The sequence below is a fragment of the Mesorhizobium sp. WSM4814 genome (assembly GCF_055811595.1).
This window is the reverse complement of sequence record NZ_JBVVQT010000001.1, coordinates 529873-546643: the sequence shown is the minus strand read 5'-3', so window position 1 is coordinate 546643 and position 16771 is coordinate 529873. Positions and strand designations below refer to the sequence as shown.

19 protein-coding genes are annotated in these 16771 nt (G+C 61.5%); 7 read left to right on the top strand and 12 right to left on the bottom strand.

The window, feature by feature from the left end; all coding sequences use genetic code 11:
- The first annotated feature begins 54 nt into the window (after positions 1 to 54).
- Complete coding sequence (gene proC, locus AC0L2V_RS02665) at positions 55 to 870, top strand: pyrroline-5-carboxylate reductase (protein ID WP_473517491.1); 816 nt, start codon at positions 55 to 57, stop codon at positions 868 to 870.
- Positions 871 to 956: 86 nt separating this feature from the next.
- Here proC and AC0L2V_RS02660 read toward each other — a convergent pair whose 3' ends face one another.
- Positions 957 to 2273: an NAD(P)H-dependent oxidoreductase gene (locus AC0L2V_RS02660; protein WP_473519334.1), complete on the bottom strand. Its 1317-nt coding sequence runs from the start codon at positions 2271 to 2273 to the stop codon at positions 957 to 959.
- Between the two features lie 195 nt (positions 2274 to 2468).
- Between AC0L2V_RS02660 and AC0L2V_RS02655 the strand changes: the two genes are divergently transcribed.
- From AC0L2V_RS02655 to AC0L2V_RS02645, 3 genes are all read left to right on the top strand, one after another.
- Positions 2469 to 3242, top strand: a complete 774-nt coding sequence (locus AC0L2V_RS02655) for an SDR family NAD(P)-dependent oxidoreductase (protein ID WP_473519333.1) — start codon at positions 2469 to 2471, stop codon at positions 3240 to 3242.
- Between the two features lie 216 nt (positions 3243 to 3458).
- Positions 3459 to 4178, top strand: coding sequence for a hypothetical protein (locus AC0L2V_RS02650; protein WP_473519332.1), 720 nt, complete (start codon positions 3459 to 3461; stop codon positions 4176 to 4178).
- 175 nt (positions 4179 to 4353) lie between these two features.
- Complete coding sequence (locus tag AC0L2V_RS02645) at positions 4354 to 5274, top strand: YihY/virulence factor BrkB family protein (protein ID WP_473511357.1); 921 nt, start codon at positions 4354 to 4356, stop codon at positions 5272 to 5274.
- Positions 5275 to 5307: 33 nt separating this feature from the next.
- Here AC0L2V_RS02645 and AC0L2V_RS02640 read toward each other — a convergent pair whose 3' ends face one another.
- Positions 5308 to 5586, bottom strand: coding sequence for a DUF3606 domain-containing protein (locus tag AC0L2V_RS02640; protein WP_473511355.1), 279 nt, complete (start codon positions 5584 to 5586; stop codon positions 5308 to 5310).
- A 225-nt stretch (positions 5587 to 5811) separates the two neighbouring features.
- Here AC0L2V_RS02640 and AC0L2V_RS02635 point away from each other — a divergent pair, with 225 nt between their 5' ends.
- Complete coding sequence (locus AC0L2V_RS02635) at positions 5812 to 6075, top strand: hypothetical protein (protein WP_027155567.1); 264 nt, start codon at positions 5812 to 5814, stop codon at positions 6073 to 6075.
- 207 nt (positions 6076 to 6282) lie between these two features.
- Positions 6283 to 6483, top strand: a complete 201-nt coding sequence (locus AC0L2V_RS02630) for a CsbD family protein (protein WP_023800267.1) — start codon at positions 6283 to 6285, stop codon at positions 6481 to 6483.
- A gap of 128 nt (positions 6484 to 6611) precedes the next feature.
- Here the strand turns inward: AC0L2V_RS02630 and AC0L2V_RS02625 are convergent, their stop codons facing one another.
- Entirely contained in the window at positions 6612 to 6812 is a 201-nt protein-coding gene (locus tag AC0L2V_RS02625) for a hypothetical protein (RefSeq protein ID WP_473511354.1), read from the bottom strand.
- A gap of 318 nt (positions 6813 to 7130) precedes the next feature.
- On the opposite strand from AC0L2V_RS02625, the gene AC0L2V_RS02620 reads away from it, so the two are divergent.
- Positions 7131 to 8024, top strand: a complete 894-nt coding sequence (locus tag AC0L2V_RS02620; RefSeq protein WP_473511352.1) for a transglutaminase family protein — start codon at positions 7131 to 7133, stop codon at positions 8022 to 8024.
- Positions 8025 to 8230: 206 nt separating this feature from the next.
- On the opposite strand, the gene AC0L2V_RS02615 is transcribed toward AC0L2V_RS02620, so the two are convergent.
- From AC0L2V_RS02615 to AC0L2V_RS02575, 9 genes are all read right to left on the bottom strand, one after another.
- Positions 8231 to 8530 carry a DUF1236 domain-containing protein gene (locus AC0L2V_RS02615; protein ID WP_077379707.1) on the bottom strand — a complete coding sequence of 100 codons (300 nt, stop codon included), beginning with the start codon at positions 8528 to 8530 and terminating at the stop codon, positions 8231 to 8233.
- A 442-nt stretch (positions 8531 to 8972) separates the two neighbouring features.
- Entirely contained in the window at positions 8973 to 9212 is a 240-nt protein-coding gene (locus AC0L2V_RS02610; protein WP_473519331.1) for a hypothetical protein, read from the bottom strand.
- 7 nt (positions 9213 to 9219) lie between these two features.
- Positions 9220 to 9465 (bottom strand): hypothetical protein, encoded by a 246-nt coding sequence (locus AC0L2V_RS02605; RefSeq protein ID WP_436798460.1) that lies wholly within the window; start codon positions 9463 to 9465, stop codon positions 9220 to 9222.
- A gap of 216 nt (positions 9466 to 9681) precedes the next feature.
- The gene (locus AC0L2V_RS02600; RefSeq protein WP_473511350.1) at positions 9682 to 10365 is read right to left on the bottom strand and encodes a Crp/Fnr family transcriptional regulator; all 684 of its coding nucleotides are present in this window, start codon (positions 10363 to 10365) and stop codon (positions 9682 to 9684) included.
- A 313-nt stretch (positions 10366 to 10678) separates the two neighbouring features.
- Positions 10679 to 11041, bottom strand: a complete 363-nt coding sequence (locus AC0L2V_RS02595) for an HNH endonuclease (protein WP_139172623.1) — start codon at positions 11039 to 11041, stop codon at positions 10679 to 10681.
- Positions 11042 to 11183: 142 nt separating this feature from the next.
- Entirely contained in the window at positions 11184 to 11945 is a 762-nt protein-coding gene (locus tag AC0L2V_RS02590) for a glutamine amidotransferase (protein ID WP_473511348.1), read from the bottom strand.
- A gap of 89 nt (positions 11946 to 12034) precedes the next feature.
- Positions 12035 to 13036, bottom strand: a complete 1002-nt coding sequence (locus AC0L2V_RS02585; protein ID WP_473511347.1) for a rhamnose ABC transporter substrate-binding protein — start codon at positions 13034 to 13036, stop codon at positions 12035 to 12037.
- Positions 13037 to 13081: 45 nt separating this feature from the next.
- Positions 13082 to 14071, bottom strand: coding sequence for an ABC transporter permease (locus tag AC0L2V_RS02580; RefSeq protein ID WP_473511345.1), 990 nt, complete (start codon positions 14069 to 14071; stop codon positions 13082 to 13084).
- Positions 14068 to 16635, bottom strand: coding sequence for an ATP-binding cassette domain-containing protein (locus AC0L2V_RS02575; protein ID WP_473511343.1), 2568 nt, complete (start codon positions 16633 to 16635; stop codon positions 14068 to 14070). The genes AC0L2V_RS02580 and AC0L2V_RS02575 overlap by 4 nt, the downstream gene beginning before the upstream one ends.
- Positions 16636 to 16771: the final 136 nt, after the last annotated feature.

Here is a 16771-nt window from a genome sequence, read left to right as displayed (position 1 = left end):
ATTTTGCCAAAACCGGTACCCACTTTTGGGCCCAATGCTCTGCGGAGGTTTTCCATGACGATCAGGCTTGTTCTCGCCGGCTGCGGCAATATGGGCTACGCCATGCTCTCCGGCTGGCTGAAATCGGGCAAGCTCCCCCCGGCGGCGGTTTTCGTGGTCGAGCCCAATGCCGATCTGCGCAAGCGCGCTGAAGCGCTGGGTTGCAATGCTGCCTCGGATGCCGGCGGCATTCCGGCAGACGCGGTGCCGGCCCTCGCCGTCATTGCCGTGAAGCCGCAAGTGATCCGCGAGGTGACCGCCGCCTACAAGCGCTTCAACGATGGCCGCACCACCTTCCTCAGCATCGCCGCCGGAACGCCGGTCGCCACTTTCGAGTCCATTCTGGGCGATCGCGCGCCGATCGTGCGCTGCATGCCCAACACGCCGGCGGCGATCGGCAAGGGCATGATGGTGGTGTTTTCCAACCGGCTGGTTTCCATCGATACGAAACGTTTCGTTGCCGATCTGCTCTCGGCGAGCGGCGAAGTGACAGATATCGACGACGAGGGCCTGATGGACGCGGTGACGGCGGTGTCAGGGTCTGGCCCGGCCTATGTCTTCCATTTCATCGAAGCACTGGCGGTGGCTGCCGAGACGGCCGGGTTGCCAGCCAAAACCGCCAGGCTGCTGGCCGTGCAGACGGTCTATGGCGCCGCCTCGCTCGCCGCCGAAAGCGGCGAAGATGCGGGCGTGCTGCGCCAGCAGGTGACCAGCCCCAACGGCACAACGGCCGCCGCACTTGCCGTGCTGATGGGCGAGGACCGGCTGACAAAACTGCTCACCGAAGCGGTGGAGGCGGCACGGCTGCGGTCGATCGAGCTGGGGAAGTAGTGGCTTGTCCGACGTCGCACCCAAGGTGCGGGATACAGCGCTCTACGGCGCCCCCCTCTGTCCCGCCGGCATCAAAATTCTGCGCACTACCCCGCCCCGTACAGCATCTCGTCCTGCAGCCGGCGCAAGGCGAACAGCCTGGTGGTCGGGTCGGGCGCGGCATTGGCTGATGTCAGCAGTTCGCCCTTGCTGACCGGCCTCAGCACCTTGCCGCCTTCGAGCAGGCCGACCGGCACGGCGCGGTTGGCGCGGGCCTCTTCGACTGTCATCGTCCAGGAGCGGTAGCAGGTCTCACCGATGGCGTCGAATGTCTCTCCCGCCGCCAGATCGCGCTTGGCCACGGCGCAGACCTCGGCAACTGGTCTCGGCAGCGGTACCATGTCCGGCTTGCCATAGAGCGCGATGCGCGCGGCGGTGAGCGGCACTTCCAGCGAGGTCAGATGATAGGGCCGGAAGAAGCTGTAATAGGGTCCATGGCCGATATGCAGATCGTCCATGCGCTCGATGATGCGCGGATGCGTGGCCTCGACGATGACGAACACGCCGGGCGCCACGCCTTTGCCGATGGTGTAGTCGACGACGCCCTTCCTCGACAGGATGCCGCCGTCGGCGCGCGGGATGAGCACCTTGGCCAATTCATCGCGGTCGGCCTTGGGACCGTGCATGCCGGCAATGTCGGGCACCAGCCCGGTGGCGTTGGCGATGGCGCACATCTCGACCATGGTCTTCGAGCCGTCGACGAACTCGACCAGCATGCGCGGGTTCATGTTGCGGCGCAGCGCTTCCGCGCGATAGTCGTCAGGCACGGCGTCGTGGTTGAGCGGGTTGTTCTTGCCCTTGCCGGCGCAGACGATGGTGTAGCCGAGCGCGGAGGCGAACTCGATCAGTTCCATGCAACTCGACGGCTCGTCACCGGCGCCGACCGAATAGACGACGCCGAGGCGGTCGGCCTGCTGCTTCAGATAACAGCCGATGGTGACGTCGGCCTCGACATTCATCATCACCAGATGCTTGCCGTGCTGCATCGCCATCAGGTCGAAATCGGCGGCGACGCCGGGCTTGCCGGTGGCGTCGATGACGATTTCGATCAGCGGATTGGTGACCAGCATCTCGTTCGAGGTGATGGCTATTTTTCCGCTCTCTATCGCCTCGCTGAGCTTCGACGGCGTATCGGCCTCGCGCGCCATCGCCTCATCGCCATAGGCGATGCGGATGGCATCACGCGCCGTGTGCGGGCGGCGGGTCGAGACGGCGCACACCGAAATGCCCGGCATCAGCATGCCTTGCGTCACCAGGTCGGTGCCCATCTCGCCTGAGCCGATGACGCCGATGCGCACCGGTCGGCCTTCCGCGGCACGCTTGGCGAGATCGCGGGCAAGCCCGGTCAAGGCGACATTGGTCATGCGCAAGTCCACTGCTTTTGATCTGAAGGGGAATAGCAGGGAACGGCAGCCTTTTGCCAACGAAACCGGCCGCCGTCGTCAATTTCTTGCGGCTGGCTTTCGCGCCGCGAGCGGATAGTCTTCCCAGTTACTGTTCAGAGATGAGGAGACCGCCCTGTCGGGCGGCGCCCCGACAGGGCTCTCAGGGAGGTTGAGATGACAAACGAGTTCACGCCGAAATTCGATCTGGCTGACAAGGTGGCGCTGGTCACCGGCGCCTCGCGCGGCATCGGGCGCGCTTGCGCGCTCGCCTGCGCCGGCGCTGGCGCCGACATGATCGTTGGCGTTCGCAGCGCTGCCGACGGCGCGGATATCACCGCCGAGATCGAGCGCATCGGCCGGCGCGCGCTGGCGGTACAGATGGACCTCACCGATCTGGCGACGGTGCGAAAATCGGTCGCCGACGCCCGCGCCGCCTTCGGCCGCATAGACGTTCTGGTCAACAATGTCGGGCTCGGGCCTGAAAACCTGGCGGAGAACGTGACCGAAGCGGATTTCGACCTCACCGTGAACGTCAACCTCAAGGGCACGTTCTTCACCACCCAGGCGGTCGGACGGCTGATGATCAAGCAGAAATCCGGACGCATCATCAACATCAGTTCGCAGGCCGGCACAGTGACGCTGAAGGGCGAAGCGATCTACTGCATGACCAAGGCGGCGATAAACCACCTCACCCGCTGCCTCGCGGCCGAATGGGCGCAGCACAAGATCACCGTCAACAGCGTCGCGCCGACCTTCATCTGGACCGACGGAACACGGCCCTCGCTCGCCGATCCGGACTTTCATGCCCATGTGCTTGGGCACATCCCGCTCGGCCGCATCGGTGATCCGATCGATGTCGCCGGCACGGTGGTGTTCCTGGCCTCGCCCGCCGCGTCAATGATCACTGGCGCGAATGTACTGGTCGATGGCGGCTGGTCAGTGGCGTGAGCGAATGGGTCGTCTCGCTGATGGCTGCAAAGACACGTCTGGACAGTACAGCCAACGCCGCACTTTGCCCCGGCAGGTTCGCCGCGCTTACGCCGTCAGGGCACCGGCAGGTGGCCGGGCATTACGAAGCGGCAACTTGACAACGGTCCAGTCTTTCAAATTGAGTGAAATCACGATTAATAGAGAACCGGCACAAGACAGATGGGCGAGACACATATGGCATGGGATGAAAGAAAGATCGGTTACGGCAACGGCCACTATTTCATTCAAATGGGCCTTGCGCTGCTGGTGCTCGTCTTTCTCATCGCCCTGCCGCTCGCCTTTCTTCCCGAAGATATCAGGAAGTTCTACCTCAGCGAGGGCGGTCCCATCGAAGTCTTCTCGGCCGCCGGTTACCTGATCGTCGTGGCGACGCTTGTGCGGGAAATGTCCTATCGGGAGTTGCTCAAGCGCTGGTATCTCGTCGCCATAGCGATCGCGATGTGCCTGCGCGAGTTGGACTTCCATGCGCATTTCACCACCCACAACATCACCAAGACCACCCTCTACATTTCGCCTGACGTTCCGCTGTTGGAAAAGCTGATCGGCGCGACGGTCGTTATCGCCCTCGCCATTGCCTTCTATTTTCTCCTCAAAGACGGCCTCCGCAGCTTTGTGCAAGGGCTTCGCCACGGCGAGGCGACTGCCGTTGCCATTGCCGCCGCTATCGGTTGCGCCGTCCTTTCGAAGGTCATCGACGGGGCGCCGTCAAATCTCACATTTCTCGGCATACATGTTGCCCGGAACGATACCTCGGCAGTGTTCGAGGAAATCCTCGAATTGGGGATTCCGATCTATCTGGCCATCGCGGCATTCGCGGCCTTCCCGACGCAGGACGGTCTCACAAAAAGAGCCGCCGGACAGGTCGCGCCAAACAAGCCAGGATCGGTCATCTGATTGCTCTGCCACGCCTTCGTCATCCTAGGGTCTGCGCCGCGTCGCTTCGCTCCTTGCTCCGCCCCAGGATGACGAAGTGGAGGGGTGTTTCAGCCAATCCTAGAGGTTGCGACCTGCCACGCTCTGGTCCGCCGCGGTGCTGCCTCTATTTGCTTGAGAAGCAGGCGAGGCAAACATGTGGGATGTGGCGAAAGAGGCCTGGACACTCCTTAGGGAGAGCATCGTCGGCTTCATCAATGACAATGCCTTGAGCCACGGGGCGGCGATGGCGTTCTATGCCACGACCTCGCTCCCGCCGATCCTGCTCATCGTCGTCGCCATCGCAGGCATGGCCTTCGGAAACGATGCGGCACAGCTGGCGCTTTCGGCCCAGATGGCGGGCCTGATGGGTCCGCAGAGCGCCGAGCTCCTGCAAGCGACAATCGAGAACGCAGCACACAAGGAGGCGGGAACTCTGGCGAGCATTTTGGGGCTCGTTACGCTGCTGGTTACCGCATCCGGCGTGTTCGGCGAAATGCAGGTTGCCCTGAACGAGATCTGGAAAGTCAAACCGGGCGGCACATCGATTTCACGTCTCGTGCGGGCACGAGCTGCCAGCCTGGGTCTGGTCGCGGCGCTTGGCTTTCTGCTGCTGGTGTCCCTGGTCGTAAGCGCGGCAATATCGGCGCTTGCAGATATCATCAACGCTTATCTGCCCTTTGGCACCCTCATCCTCAGCGCTATCAACGGGATCGTTTCGTTTGCGCTTATCGCGCTGTTGTTTGCGGCAATCTACAAGGTCCTGCCCGACCGCGCCCTGCAATGGCGCGACGTCGGCGTCGGCGCCGTAGCAACGGCGCTTCTCTTCACGATCGGCAAGTCGCTGATCGGCTGGTATATCGGCACCAGCGCCGTCGCATCGTCATACGGGGCAGCCGGCGCACTGCTCGTCGTGCTGCTGTGGGTCTTTTATTCGTCCGAGATCTTTCTGTTGGGCGCCGAATTTACGCGAGCCTACTCGGTTCGATATGGCAGCCGGTCCGATCTGGAGGCGACCATTGAAGCAAGCAAAACGCGAGCAGAAGCCAGCCACGGCGGCCATGATCGAAAAGTCTGAAAACGAAGTCTCGAATTTTTTTCAGCCGGTTGCTCACTGCCTCCCGAAGCCATTCCCGGCATCGACACCGGCGCTAAAACGCCCGGCGCGGCGCCCTGAGGCGAGCATGGCTTTGGCCGGTCGCAGCGACATGCGAAGTTCCTTCGCCGCAGCCACCAGCTTGGCACGGTCGCTTCCGTATCTCCTGATCAACTGATGGACTTGCGCCGGGGTGATGCCGTTTTGCCGGGCAAAATGCCTTACCACATAATCCTCGCTGCCAGAAATCCGATCCCGGTGGCGAGGATAGAGCTTCGCCGCGTCGGCTGCCATGCTTACTCTCCTTTGGTCACGTTTGCTGACGATGTACGATTGGCCAACGCAAAACGGGCGAATTCGTTGCCGCATGCGACACCAATGCAGTTCGCTTTTTCGCCGCAGGCCCGAGCGCCCGGCCAAAGCAATCGGGTCGAAGCACGTATCTGGTTAAGTCCATACGTCGATTTTTCGAGACTCAGCCCTCAGGCACGCGCATGATATGGGCAGGGAGGAAAAGCCATGCGCGAATTGCCAAAGAGCATTGACGCAGACGTTGTAATCGAAATCAGCAGGTTGCTCGACGACCGTGCGAAGTCGGCACCCGTGCCAGTCCACAAGCTTGCCTCGATGATCTCGAATAGTCTCGAGACCGATCTGCCGACAGCTTCCATCGAAGAGTTGATCGTTGAAATGGCCATGACCCGCCAACTTCCGATGCTGTTCGATCTGCCGGGGGCGGATGCAGACAACGTCATATCGATAGCCTTGGCGCGCGCCAGCTGATCCGGCTGAGGGACCTTTCCGGCGAGTGTGATTTCAAGACGCGGATCGTTCCCGTCCTGCTCCAATTCGCGCCGCTGGCTCCGGCCGGCGGCGTGTTTGCCGCGTCGCCAATGACAATCGTCATCGGCAATAATCGTCATGGCGATCCGCTGTTTGGGAACATGTGGTGTCCAGTTGCATTTCCTCTAGACAACAAAGGAGGAATTCATGAACTGGGATCAAATCAAGGGAAAATGGATGCAGTTCAAAGGCCAGGCCAAGGAGCAATGGGGCGACCTTACCGACGATGACCTTGATCGCATCGAGGGCAATCGTGACCAACTCGCAGGACGCATTCAGGAGCGGTATGGAATCGCCAAGGAAGAGGCAGAGCGCCAGGTAGACGACTGGTCCAGAAGCCTCACCTGAGTCTTCAATATCCAGGCTGCGCCGTCGATCGGCGCAGCCTCGGCATCATCCAAATTCACGCTCGCAAATGTGGTGCATGCGACGGTGGTGAGTTGATCTGTGCCAGCTGTCGCTCCCGGTTTTCGGAGCTAGCGCGCCGCTTGTCTCTTGGCTTGCACGGCGACGGCGGTAAGGAAAGCCGTTGCGGCAGTATCGCACGCCGCTCGGGACGGGCTATAGGCGAAAAGGATCAGTTCGGCAGCCCTTGTCGTAAGGCCGTGCTTTTTAGCGAAAGCAGCTATTTCGTAAGGCTTGTCGTGGTCTATGGCCAGTTCGTAGTCCTCATTCATTGCTTCCTCCCGTTTGCGACGTTCCTCGCCTTGGCCCCCTCCCCGGCGCAAGGATTAACTTCCCCGGCCTTGAGAGAGTCTACCAATTAGAGATTGCAAAAGGCCTGCGGCGCAAGTCCGCTGCTTTTTTCGCGGCCATGCTGCCAACGGAACCAAGAGCAGCGGGCCAGCATGGAGGATCACTTCGGCGCTAGCCGTGCCGATCTGTTCATCGATCCGCCTGATACGGCCGTCTTGAGGGGCAGCCCCATTTTGTCCGCTGCACATCAAAAAAGATTATATGATGGCGCTGATATCGCAGGTGGTCGACGCAAGCCAATGCCGATCTTTTCAGTCAAGCACACGACCGTCTATCGCTATACGCAGCCGGTGACGTTCGGCGAGCACCGGCTGATGTTCAGGCCGCGCGACAGTTTCGATCAGCGACTTCTGGATCACGGCCTGTTTGTCGACCCCGAGCCGAAAGAAATTGGCTGGATCCACGACGTTTTCGGAAACTGCGTTGCGGTAATCGATTTCAACGGCTCGGGCGACGAACTGCGTTTCGTGACAGACATCCGGCTCGATCACACGCCGCAGCATGCGCCTGATTTCCGTATCGATGACGCAGCACTCAGCTATCCATTTTCCTATGATTCCGACGAGGCAACCGACCTCAGCCAAACCATCGAGCGCCATCACCTCGATGATGGCGACGAGATCGGCAAATGGGCACGACAGTTCGTGAGCGCCAAAGGGCGCACCGAGACGGGCAAATTGCTGATGACGCTTTGCTACGCCATACACGAGAGCTTTGTTTATTCGCGTCGAACTGAATCAGGGACGCAACCGCCTCTGATGACCTTGCACCTGCGTCGAGGCACATGCCGGGACTTTGCGCTGTTCATGATGGAAGCGGTTCGTTCGCTCGGTTTTGCCGCCCGGTTTGTGACCGGTTATGTCTATGTGCCGAGCCGCGACAGCGGTTCTGTCGTCGGCGGCGGGTCGACGCATGCCTGGTGCCAGGTCTATTTGCCTGGCGCGGGTTGGGTCGAGTTCGATCCCACCAACGGCATTGTCGGGAACCGGGATCTGATCAGGGTGGCTGTGGCCAGGCATCCTGGGCAAGCCATCCCACTTTCGGGAAGCTACTGCGGCAGCGCGTCGAGCTTTCTCGGCATGACGGTGGAGGTCAAGGTGGTGAGGGAAGCCGGCAATCACCAGCATCAATAAAATCAGCGTATCCTAATACGTCTCGCAACTGTTCGCGGGAGTTTGCTCGCCGGTGTCTGTCGGGATTTTGCGCATTGGGCAATCACGCCGTTGCATGACCGTTCCAGCGCGATATTACACCTTCTATCTCAGCGCCATCGGGATATCGGGAAGGCCCCAGCCCGCCGCGCCTTTCGGCATGACGGGCTTCAGCGCGAGGGGTCACGTCAGTCGTAGACCTTCACAATCTTGCGGGTACCTGGATCGACCAGGACAGTTCGGCCCTCGATGACGACGTAGCGGTACTGAACGTCCGGCACCTCGTAAAGCTCGACTGTTTCGGGCAAAGCTGTGCCGATGTTGAGCTCGACGCCGGGAAGGCTGAGTGATGCCACCGGTTTCTTTTTCACGTATTCGCGGATCACGGTGTCATGCTCGGGTTGAATAATGACGTCCTGAGCGGCAGCGGCGCTGACACCGACGAGCAGAAGCATGCCTGCCGCAGCCAATGTAAGTTGCTTTCCCATAATAGCCTCCAAGCAACCTGTAGCTGCGGTGCTTGATTGCTGCCGCGGCGGGTTGCCTAGCCATCTCAACGATGCGGAGCAATTCTTGTTCCACCGGCGGTGCGGGAACCGGCTGCCACGGCCTATCAACGCCGATGTTTGGCGACGCCCGCGAAAGCCCGCTCAAGGCCTGGTTTCTTCTTGAGGCGGCGCGTTTGGGACTGGACAATCAGGCTGTGGCCATGTTTCACACGCAGAGGGCCTGTCGCCGGCGTCGCCATAACGTTCCACGAGTTTTGCGAAGCCGTAGGCGAAGGCGGAAAGCAGCGCCAGGATAACCACTATGCGAGCGGCCATACGGGATTATAGCAGGCTCCCGCTCAGGATTGACCCCAGCATCAGCTGTGCGAGGCGACTGCGCGAAACCGTAACGCCACTATGCTGCTACCCAGAGGCGTCTAGCTTAGCTAGTTTCCGTCCAGGGGGCCGCATCGAAATCGATCGCAAATCCCGCGTCGATGGCGCTTCGCGCAATGAGATCGCCAATTTGCCAATCCGTGAGTTCGCAAAGTGGAAACATCTTCCTCACGGCGATGGTCACTTCGACTATCGAGACGCTCGGATTGTCGACATGATCGATCAGGTAGCGGACAATCGCTTGCCAAACATCCAATGAATTTGGCTTCTGCAGCGGCGCGGACATTTCCGGCCTACGAATGGAGCCGTGGTTCCAGGCCATCGGCTGTTTTGGCGTCGAAGGCAACGGGCACGCCGTGCACGACGCATGCCGCCGCCAGCATCTCCTCCAACTCGTGGTTGGTGGCCTTGCAAGCCGGCATCAGCGTTCGAATGGCGCGGATCGCCTGCGCGATCGAGAGATACCGAGCCTTGCCTCTGGAAAGGACATAGGCCTCTGTCGCGCCTTCAACGGTGACTGTGTGAAAAGTGTGGCTCATCAACAGTTCCTCCCTGCCAACACTACGACTTTCGTCTAACATGCGGCGACCTTCAAGCTTATGTCTGATATCGGACAATCAGGCGGAGCGCGTCGCGTTTGACCGGCCTCATGCGACGCGCTTTGTTTTTATGCATGTCGCTATCGCAAAACCGCTGCACACCCTCGGGTCAGGCCCTGGGTCAGGCCCGAGGCGCATGCTTGTGCGCGACATGCGTTAGCCGAAGTGACGTTGCTCCTCGTCGCCATAGGCGCCATGTGTGAGCTTTATCATTCCGGCACGGTCGACGATCGTGATCTCGCCGCGCCTGGCGTGAACCAGCCCGCGATATTCAAGCATTTGCAGGGCGGTGGTAACCCCGGGGCGCCGAGAGCCGAGCATGGTCGCCAGGAATTCATGCGTCAGCTGGATCTTGTTGCCCTCGGTCCGGTCGTGGACCATCAGCAACCAGCGGGCCAGCCGTTCCTCGATTTTCGAATGGCCGTTGACCAGTGCCGTCCGCGACGACTGGACAAGGAAGGCGTGGGCATAGGCAAGCAGCGACGCGCGAAGCGACTGGCTCTTTGCCACCTCAGCACGAAGATTCTCAACCGGCAGGCACCAGCCATTGCCTGCGACCTGGATGTAGGTTTCGTTGGGAGAGCTGTCCTGGCTGAGAATGACGGCAACGCCTGTCATGCCATCATAGCCAATGATCCCGACCTCACTCTGCCGCCCCCCAGTCATGGTGGCGACCACCGAAGCGATACCCGCCTCTGGAAAATACACATGCTCGATCGGCTGATACGGCACCTCCAGCTGGGCTTTGAGGTCCAGTTGGACATGATGCATTGACGGCCGCAGCAGCGCGAAATCCTCTGGGGAGAGGGCTTTCAGCAGATGATTGCAAGGAAGGGACACGGCTCTCTCTCTCCCGGACGGGCAAGAGCACGTACCCTCTTACTGTCGGCTGCATCCGCAGCACTGGCGGCCGATATCGAAGCATAGGCTGCAAACACGCGATTGGCAAAACCTGCGCCACCGGGGCCGAACTTAAAGCTGAGACAAGGTGGCGGCGGTCGATCCGGCGCACTTTTGCGCATACTTGCGCGCTGGCTTCGTCAGCGAACATACTGTGCGTGCCACAACCGGGCGCAACCCTGCGCAGCTGTGGATCGAGGTGCCTGGACGAACGTCCGATGGACCCTGCCCATGCGGACATTCCTTACTCAGCTCAAGAGTTGAGCTTCTCCAGATTGCATGGCCAACACAGGATGCGCGCGTTCTCATCGGCGTTCGTGCCGCCGCGCTGGGGCGAAACGTGATGATCGAAGTGCCATGGTGTGTTTGGATGTTGCGCGTGGGGTTTGACTTGCGACCAGAGCGTTAGACACTTCGGACACCGCTCTGGGTTCTCGGCAATGAGGCGGGTTCTTACTGCCTGGGAGAACGCGCCGCCGCTCGCCTTCTTCCTCTCAGCATAAGCTTGGCTGCGTTGGCGCTGGCATACCAAGCAGCGATCGTATGTATTCCACGGGGTGACAGCGTCACACTTGCTACAGAACTTATGAGCGCGCTCGGCTGGCGGAATACGCATCTTGGTTCGGGTTCCTTGCTTGTTTCATTGAAGGCAGGTCCCCACGGGGGGCTCGCAAGTTCGACTTATTTGATCGCTCGCTCGTAATTTTGTTCCAAATATTCCGGGTTGCCGCTACTGTCTAACCCGGCATCCGACTTTCTTATTCGTTGCCGGCGAGCCAACGGACCATGTTCGCCATCAGTTTTCCGTAGAGCGGCCATCCGAGAAAATCCTGCGAGAGCCAATGCGGGCCGATATCGGTCGCCCAAGCAATCGCGCGGCCACGGCCATGGCTGCGAACGGCAAGGAGCGGCCAGTCTGTGCCGCGATATTGGCAGGTCGCCAGAAGGCGGGACGAGCCGTCCTGCCTGAATTCCAGCTTGTTCATGCCGAGGATGGGCGGCAACGGCCCCTCCACCCCGGAAAAAATCGGATGGGACGACTGCAGGATCGAGGCGTGGAGGCCTTGCGGCACCTCCATGCCATCGCAAAACGGCAGGCAGCGGATCGGCAGCACGTCTTCGACAGAGGTGTCATGGAACCGCGCCGTCCCGAACATGCCCTGAAAGCCCATGTAACCGCCGGCCAGCATCAGCCCTCCGCCGCCTTCGACATAGGCCTTGAGCAGATCGAGGCGGTTGACGCCGACACGCCCGGCGCGGGCATCCGGCGTGACCAGCAATGTCAGCGCGCCGACATCGGAGATCACCACTGCCTGATATTGGGCGAGCGCATCAAGCTCATAGGGAAACTCCGCGGCGCAGCGCTCGCCGCCGATCTGCGTGACGACGATGCCTTCGGCGGCCAACGCGGCGTTAAAAGCGGTCGCACCATTTGTCGAGGTCGCACTTGTAAGCACATCACTGCCGATGGCGACCGACGTCGTCGCTGAAAAAGTTTCGCCTGCAAGCAACATCTTCATTGCCGCGCCCCGCACTGTTTTCGTTCGAGAGGGTTTAGAAAGGGCGCCGGATCGACCCGGCGCCCCCCTTGGGCTTGAGCTTTACAGGGTCAGAACTCGAACTCGGCCAGGTTGTCGGGGGTCACGATCTTGGCCGGACCAAGGATCAGTTCGCCGCCGGCGCCAATCGTGTACTCGCCGAGCCTGCCTGCTGTGAACTTCTCACCCTCTTTGCCGGTGATCTTGCACTGCGCAAGCGCCTGGGCTGTCTGATAGGTAAGATAGCCAAGATCGGTGACGTTCCACCAGATATCCTGAGCCGCTCCGTCCTTGATGTATTTCGAGATCAGAGTGGCCGGCGCGAGGCCGGTCAACTTGACCTTGCCGATCATGCCCGCCTCCTCGAGTGCACGCGCCGCCGCCGGAAGGCCAATGCCTGCCGGGACGATGATCACCTTGAGATCCGGAAAGGCCTGGACCAGCGCCAGCGCCTGCTGCTGGTTGATTTGTTCGCTTTCTTCGCCATAGGCGACCTGCACCAGCTTCATTTTGGAGAACTTCGGCTCTGCAGCCATCTTCGCCTTCATGAAGTCGATCCAGGCGTTCTGATTGGTCGCCGTCGGCGTCGACGACAGGATCGCGAATTCGCCTTCACCGCCGCTGAGGGCGAATGCACTTTCCAGCATCATTTCGGCGAGGCTGTCGCCCTTGACCTGATTGACAAACACCGCGCGGGCATCGGCGGCCACATCGGAGTCATACGAAATTACCCTGACGCCCTGCTGAACGGCGCGCTTCAGCGCAGGCGCGACGGCATTGGCGTCGTTGCCGGCAATTGCGATCACCCCGACCTTCTGCGACACGAGGCTGTTGATGAATTCGATCTGCGCCTCGGCAGTCGCCTGCGATGGGGCGACCTGGGTAGCAGTGCCGCCAATTTCCTTCGCTGCCTCTTGTGCGCCTTCAAAGGCCACTTTGAAGTAGGGGTCTGTGTCGAGCTTGGGCAGAAAACCGACCGTTACGGGTTCCTTGGCGCACTCCTGGCTGAAGGCCAGCGAGGTTGGCGCGAGCAGAACCGCGGATGCGAACAGGGCTAATCTAAACGCTTTCATTGTGACTCCTCCGTCAAATTCGGGCTTGAAGGAAGGGGCCCGAGATCACCCCTTTGTCTCGCGCATTGCGCGGGATCTGCTGAGCCGCTCCTGTGTGGAGCGCCAGTAATTGCCGACGAGCAGAGAACCGATAAGCAGCATGCCGATGATCATGCCCTGCGCGTCGCCGCCGATCTGGCTGAGCGCCAGCACGTTACGGATGATGGCGATAAGGACCAGCGCCAGCATGACGCCGGTCAGGCGACCCTTGCCGCCAAAGACGCTGACGCCGCCGAGCAGAACAATGGTGATGACATCGAGTTCCATGCCGAGCGCATTGTTGGCGCGCGCGTTGGAGAGGCGCGCGGTATAGACGATGCCGGCGATGGCGGCGACGATGCCCGAGACGACGAACAGTTTCAGCACCATCCGGCCCGTGTTGATACCGGAATAGCGCGCCACTTCGGGGCTGCCGCCCAGCGCATAGATGCGCTTGCCGGTCGGCGTCTTCTGCAGCACGACCGCAAACACCGGCGCCAGCACCAAGAAGGGTACGATGGTCCAGGGTATCTGGGTCCCTGGCAGGTTGTTGATGCCGAAATCGACGACCGCCGGCGGCAAAATGTTGACCGAGCCGGTGCCAAGCAGGATGTAGCCGATACCTCGATAGAGCGCCATGGTGCCGAGCGTCACCACCAACGACTGCAGTCCAAGGCCCGACACCAGATAGCCGTTGAAAGCGCCGAGCAAGCCGCCAGCGATGAGCGTCAGCGGGATTGCAGCAAGCGTCGGCACGCCCGTCTGGACCAGTAAGCCAAAGATGACGGACGTCAGCGCCAGCACCGAGGCGATCGACAGGTCGATTTCGCGGGTGATGATGAGCAGCGTCATCGGCAGGATCAGCAACGCCTTTTCCGAGGCGCTCGCGGCCAGTTGCGAGAGATTGAACCCGGAAACGAAATTCGGCACGAAGATCGCCGCGTAGAGAAAGATGGCCAGGCAAGAAGTCGCCAGCAGCAGATCCCAGAAGTCGATCGAACGGAGGAACTTTTTCATCTCGCCCTCGCCTGCCTGGCCTGATCCGCGCGCCGCACGATGAAGGTATCGATACCGATGGCGACCAGGATCACCAGGCCGTAGACGCCCTGTAGCCATAGCGGGTCGACGCGCACCAGCGTCAGACCGTTCTTGATGACCAGCAGCGTGAGCGCTCCGAGGATGATGCCGAGCAGCGTGCCCGAACCACCGCGGATGGCGACGCCGCCGACCACCGCCGATGCGATCACCGTGAGTTCGAAACCGAGCGCGACGCGGGCGTCGATGGTCGCATAGCGCGATGCCCACAGCGCGCCGCACAGGCCGCCGAGCAGGCCGGCCATGCCAAAGGCCAGCAGAATGCGTCGGTCGACCGGGATGCCGATAAGACGCGCGCCGTCCGGATTGGAGCCAGCAGCGAACAGTTCGCGTCCGATCGCCGTGCGATAGAGCAGCACGTAGCCCAGGCACAGGATGACGATCGCGATGGCGACGATCAGCGGCACGCCGGCGATCTTGTGGCCGGTCATGTCGAGCCAGGCTTGCGTTACTTCGTCGGCGCTGATCTGGTCGCCGGCTGCCCAGATCGAGTTGAAGCCACGAAAGATCGACATCGAGGCCAGTGTCACGACGATGGCCGGGATCCCTCCCCTGGTGACGACGAGGCCGTTGATCAGGCCGGCGACACCACCGACCGCGCATGCGGTTACGAGGCCGATGCCGATGTCGAGCCCCGGATAGGCCTGAACCATGCTGGCCGCCATGTAGGCCGAAAGGCCAATCACCGCGGCGATCGAAAGGTCGATGTTGCGGGTGATCAGCACCAGCATCTGAGCGAGTGCTGCCACCACCAGCAGAGCGGCATCCATCGACACGGCGGTCAGGTTCGCCGCACTCACCATGCGCGGGTTGATCATGGTGACCGGGATGGCGACCGCCAGCATCGCGGCGAGCAGGCCGAACTCCCGCCGCTTCAGCATGTCGAGCGGTCCTTTTTTCCTCGCCGCGCCGGCGGCGCGTTCCGCCTGTGCTGCCGGGTCGGCGTTTTCGCCGGCCTTCGTCGCAGCCTCCAGCACCTTTTCCTGGGTGGCCTCGCCCCTGGCAAATTCGGCCGTCCGATGGCCTTCGCGCAGGACGATGATGCGGTCGCACATGCCGATGAGCTCGGGCATTTCGGAGGAGATCAGGATGATAGCCATGCCCTGCGCGGCGAGATCGGCGATCATCGCATGCACTTCCGCCTTGGTGCCGACATCGATGCCTTGCGTCGGCTCATCGAGGATGAGGACGCGCGGCTCGGTGCGCAGCCATTTGGCCAGCACCACCTTCTGCTGGTTGCCGCCGGACAGGTCCTTCACCGGCTGCCCGTATCCGGAAAAGCGAAGCTTCATGCGCTTCAGCCAAGCCGAAACCAGATCGATCGCGCGGTCGGTGCCGTAAAGGCCGGAGCGAGCGGCCTTGTCGAGGACGGGCAGCACCGCGTTGTCGAGGATAGAAAAATCCATCACCAGGCTCTGGCCCATGCGGTCTTCCGAGACATAGGCGATGCGCGCATCCATGGCGTCGCGAGCCGATGCGAAGCGCACGGTTTCGCCGTCGATCAGGATTTCGCCGGCATCAGGCTGGTCGATGCCGAACAGCACGCGCGCGATCTCGGTCCGCCCGCTGCCGACCAGGCCGCCGAGCCCAAGCACCTCTCCGGCGTGGAGCTTGAGGTCGATGCTGGAAAAACCGCTGGCGTGCGAAAGCCCCCTCGCCTCCAGCACCAGCGCGCCGGTGGCGTGGTTTCGTTCCGGATAGAGGTCGGTCACTTCGCGGCCCACCATCATGGTGATGGCGGCCGCGCGGCCAAGTTCGGTCTTCGACTTGACGCCGATGAGGCGCCCATCGCGCAGCACCGCGATGCGGTCGGCGATGCGGAATATCTCATCCATGCGATGTCCGACGAACATCATCGCCACGCCATGCAGCCTGAGATCGGCAACGACGGTGAACAGCCGCTCGACCTCGCGCTGCGACAGCGCGGCGGTCGGCTCGTCCATGATCAGCACCCGCGCGTCGAGCGACAACGCCCGGGCGATCTCGACCAGTTGCTGTTCGGAGGTGCGCAACGTTCCGAGCCGGGTTTCGGCCGACACGTCGAGGCCGACCGTCGCCAGCACCTTGCGCGCGCCGGCATACATGGCGGCGTTGTCGATGCCGCCGAAGCGATCGCGCGGCATATGGCCGAGATAGATATTTTCGGCGACCGAAAGATCGGGGAACAGGCCAGGATGCTGGTGCATGACCGCAATGCCGGCTGCCTGGGCATCATGCGGCGTGTGGAAGACCACAGGCTTGCCATCGACCTCGACATGGCCGCCTGTAGGGGCATGCACGCCGGCCAGCAATTTCACGCAGGTGCTCTTGCCGGCACCGTTTTCGCCAAGCAGGGCCAGCACCTCGCCAGCGCGCAATTCGAAGGACGCGTCCCTGAGGGCAATCGTGCCGCCGAAGGCCTTCGTCGCCTGAACCAGGGCAACGGGGACCGCCGCGTCCCTCTTCACCACGGCATTGGCCTCGCCTAATGCGCCCAACTGCAGCATCCTCCCTCCCAGCTGGTTGTTTTTTTCAATTTGCTATATTAAATGCCCTAAAGCCGCAACTGGAAAATTGACTTCCATGGCACTGACGGGCACTGTCGCGAGCGCACTGGGGCGGCTGGAGTGCCTCGATCGCAGC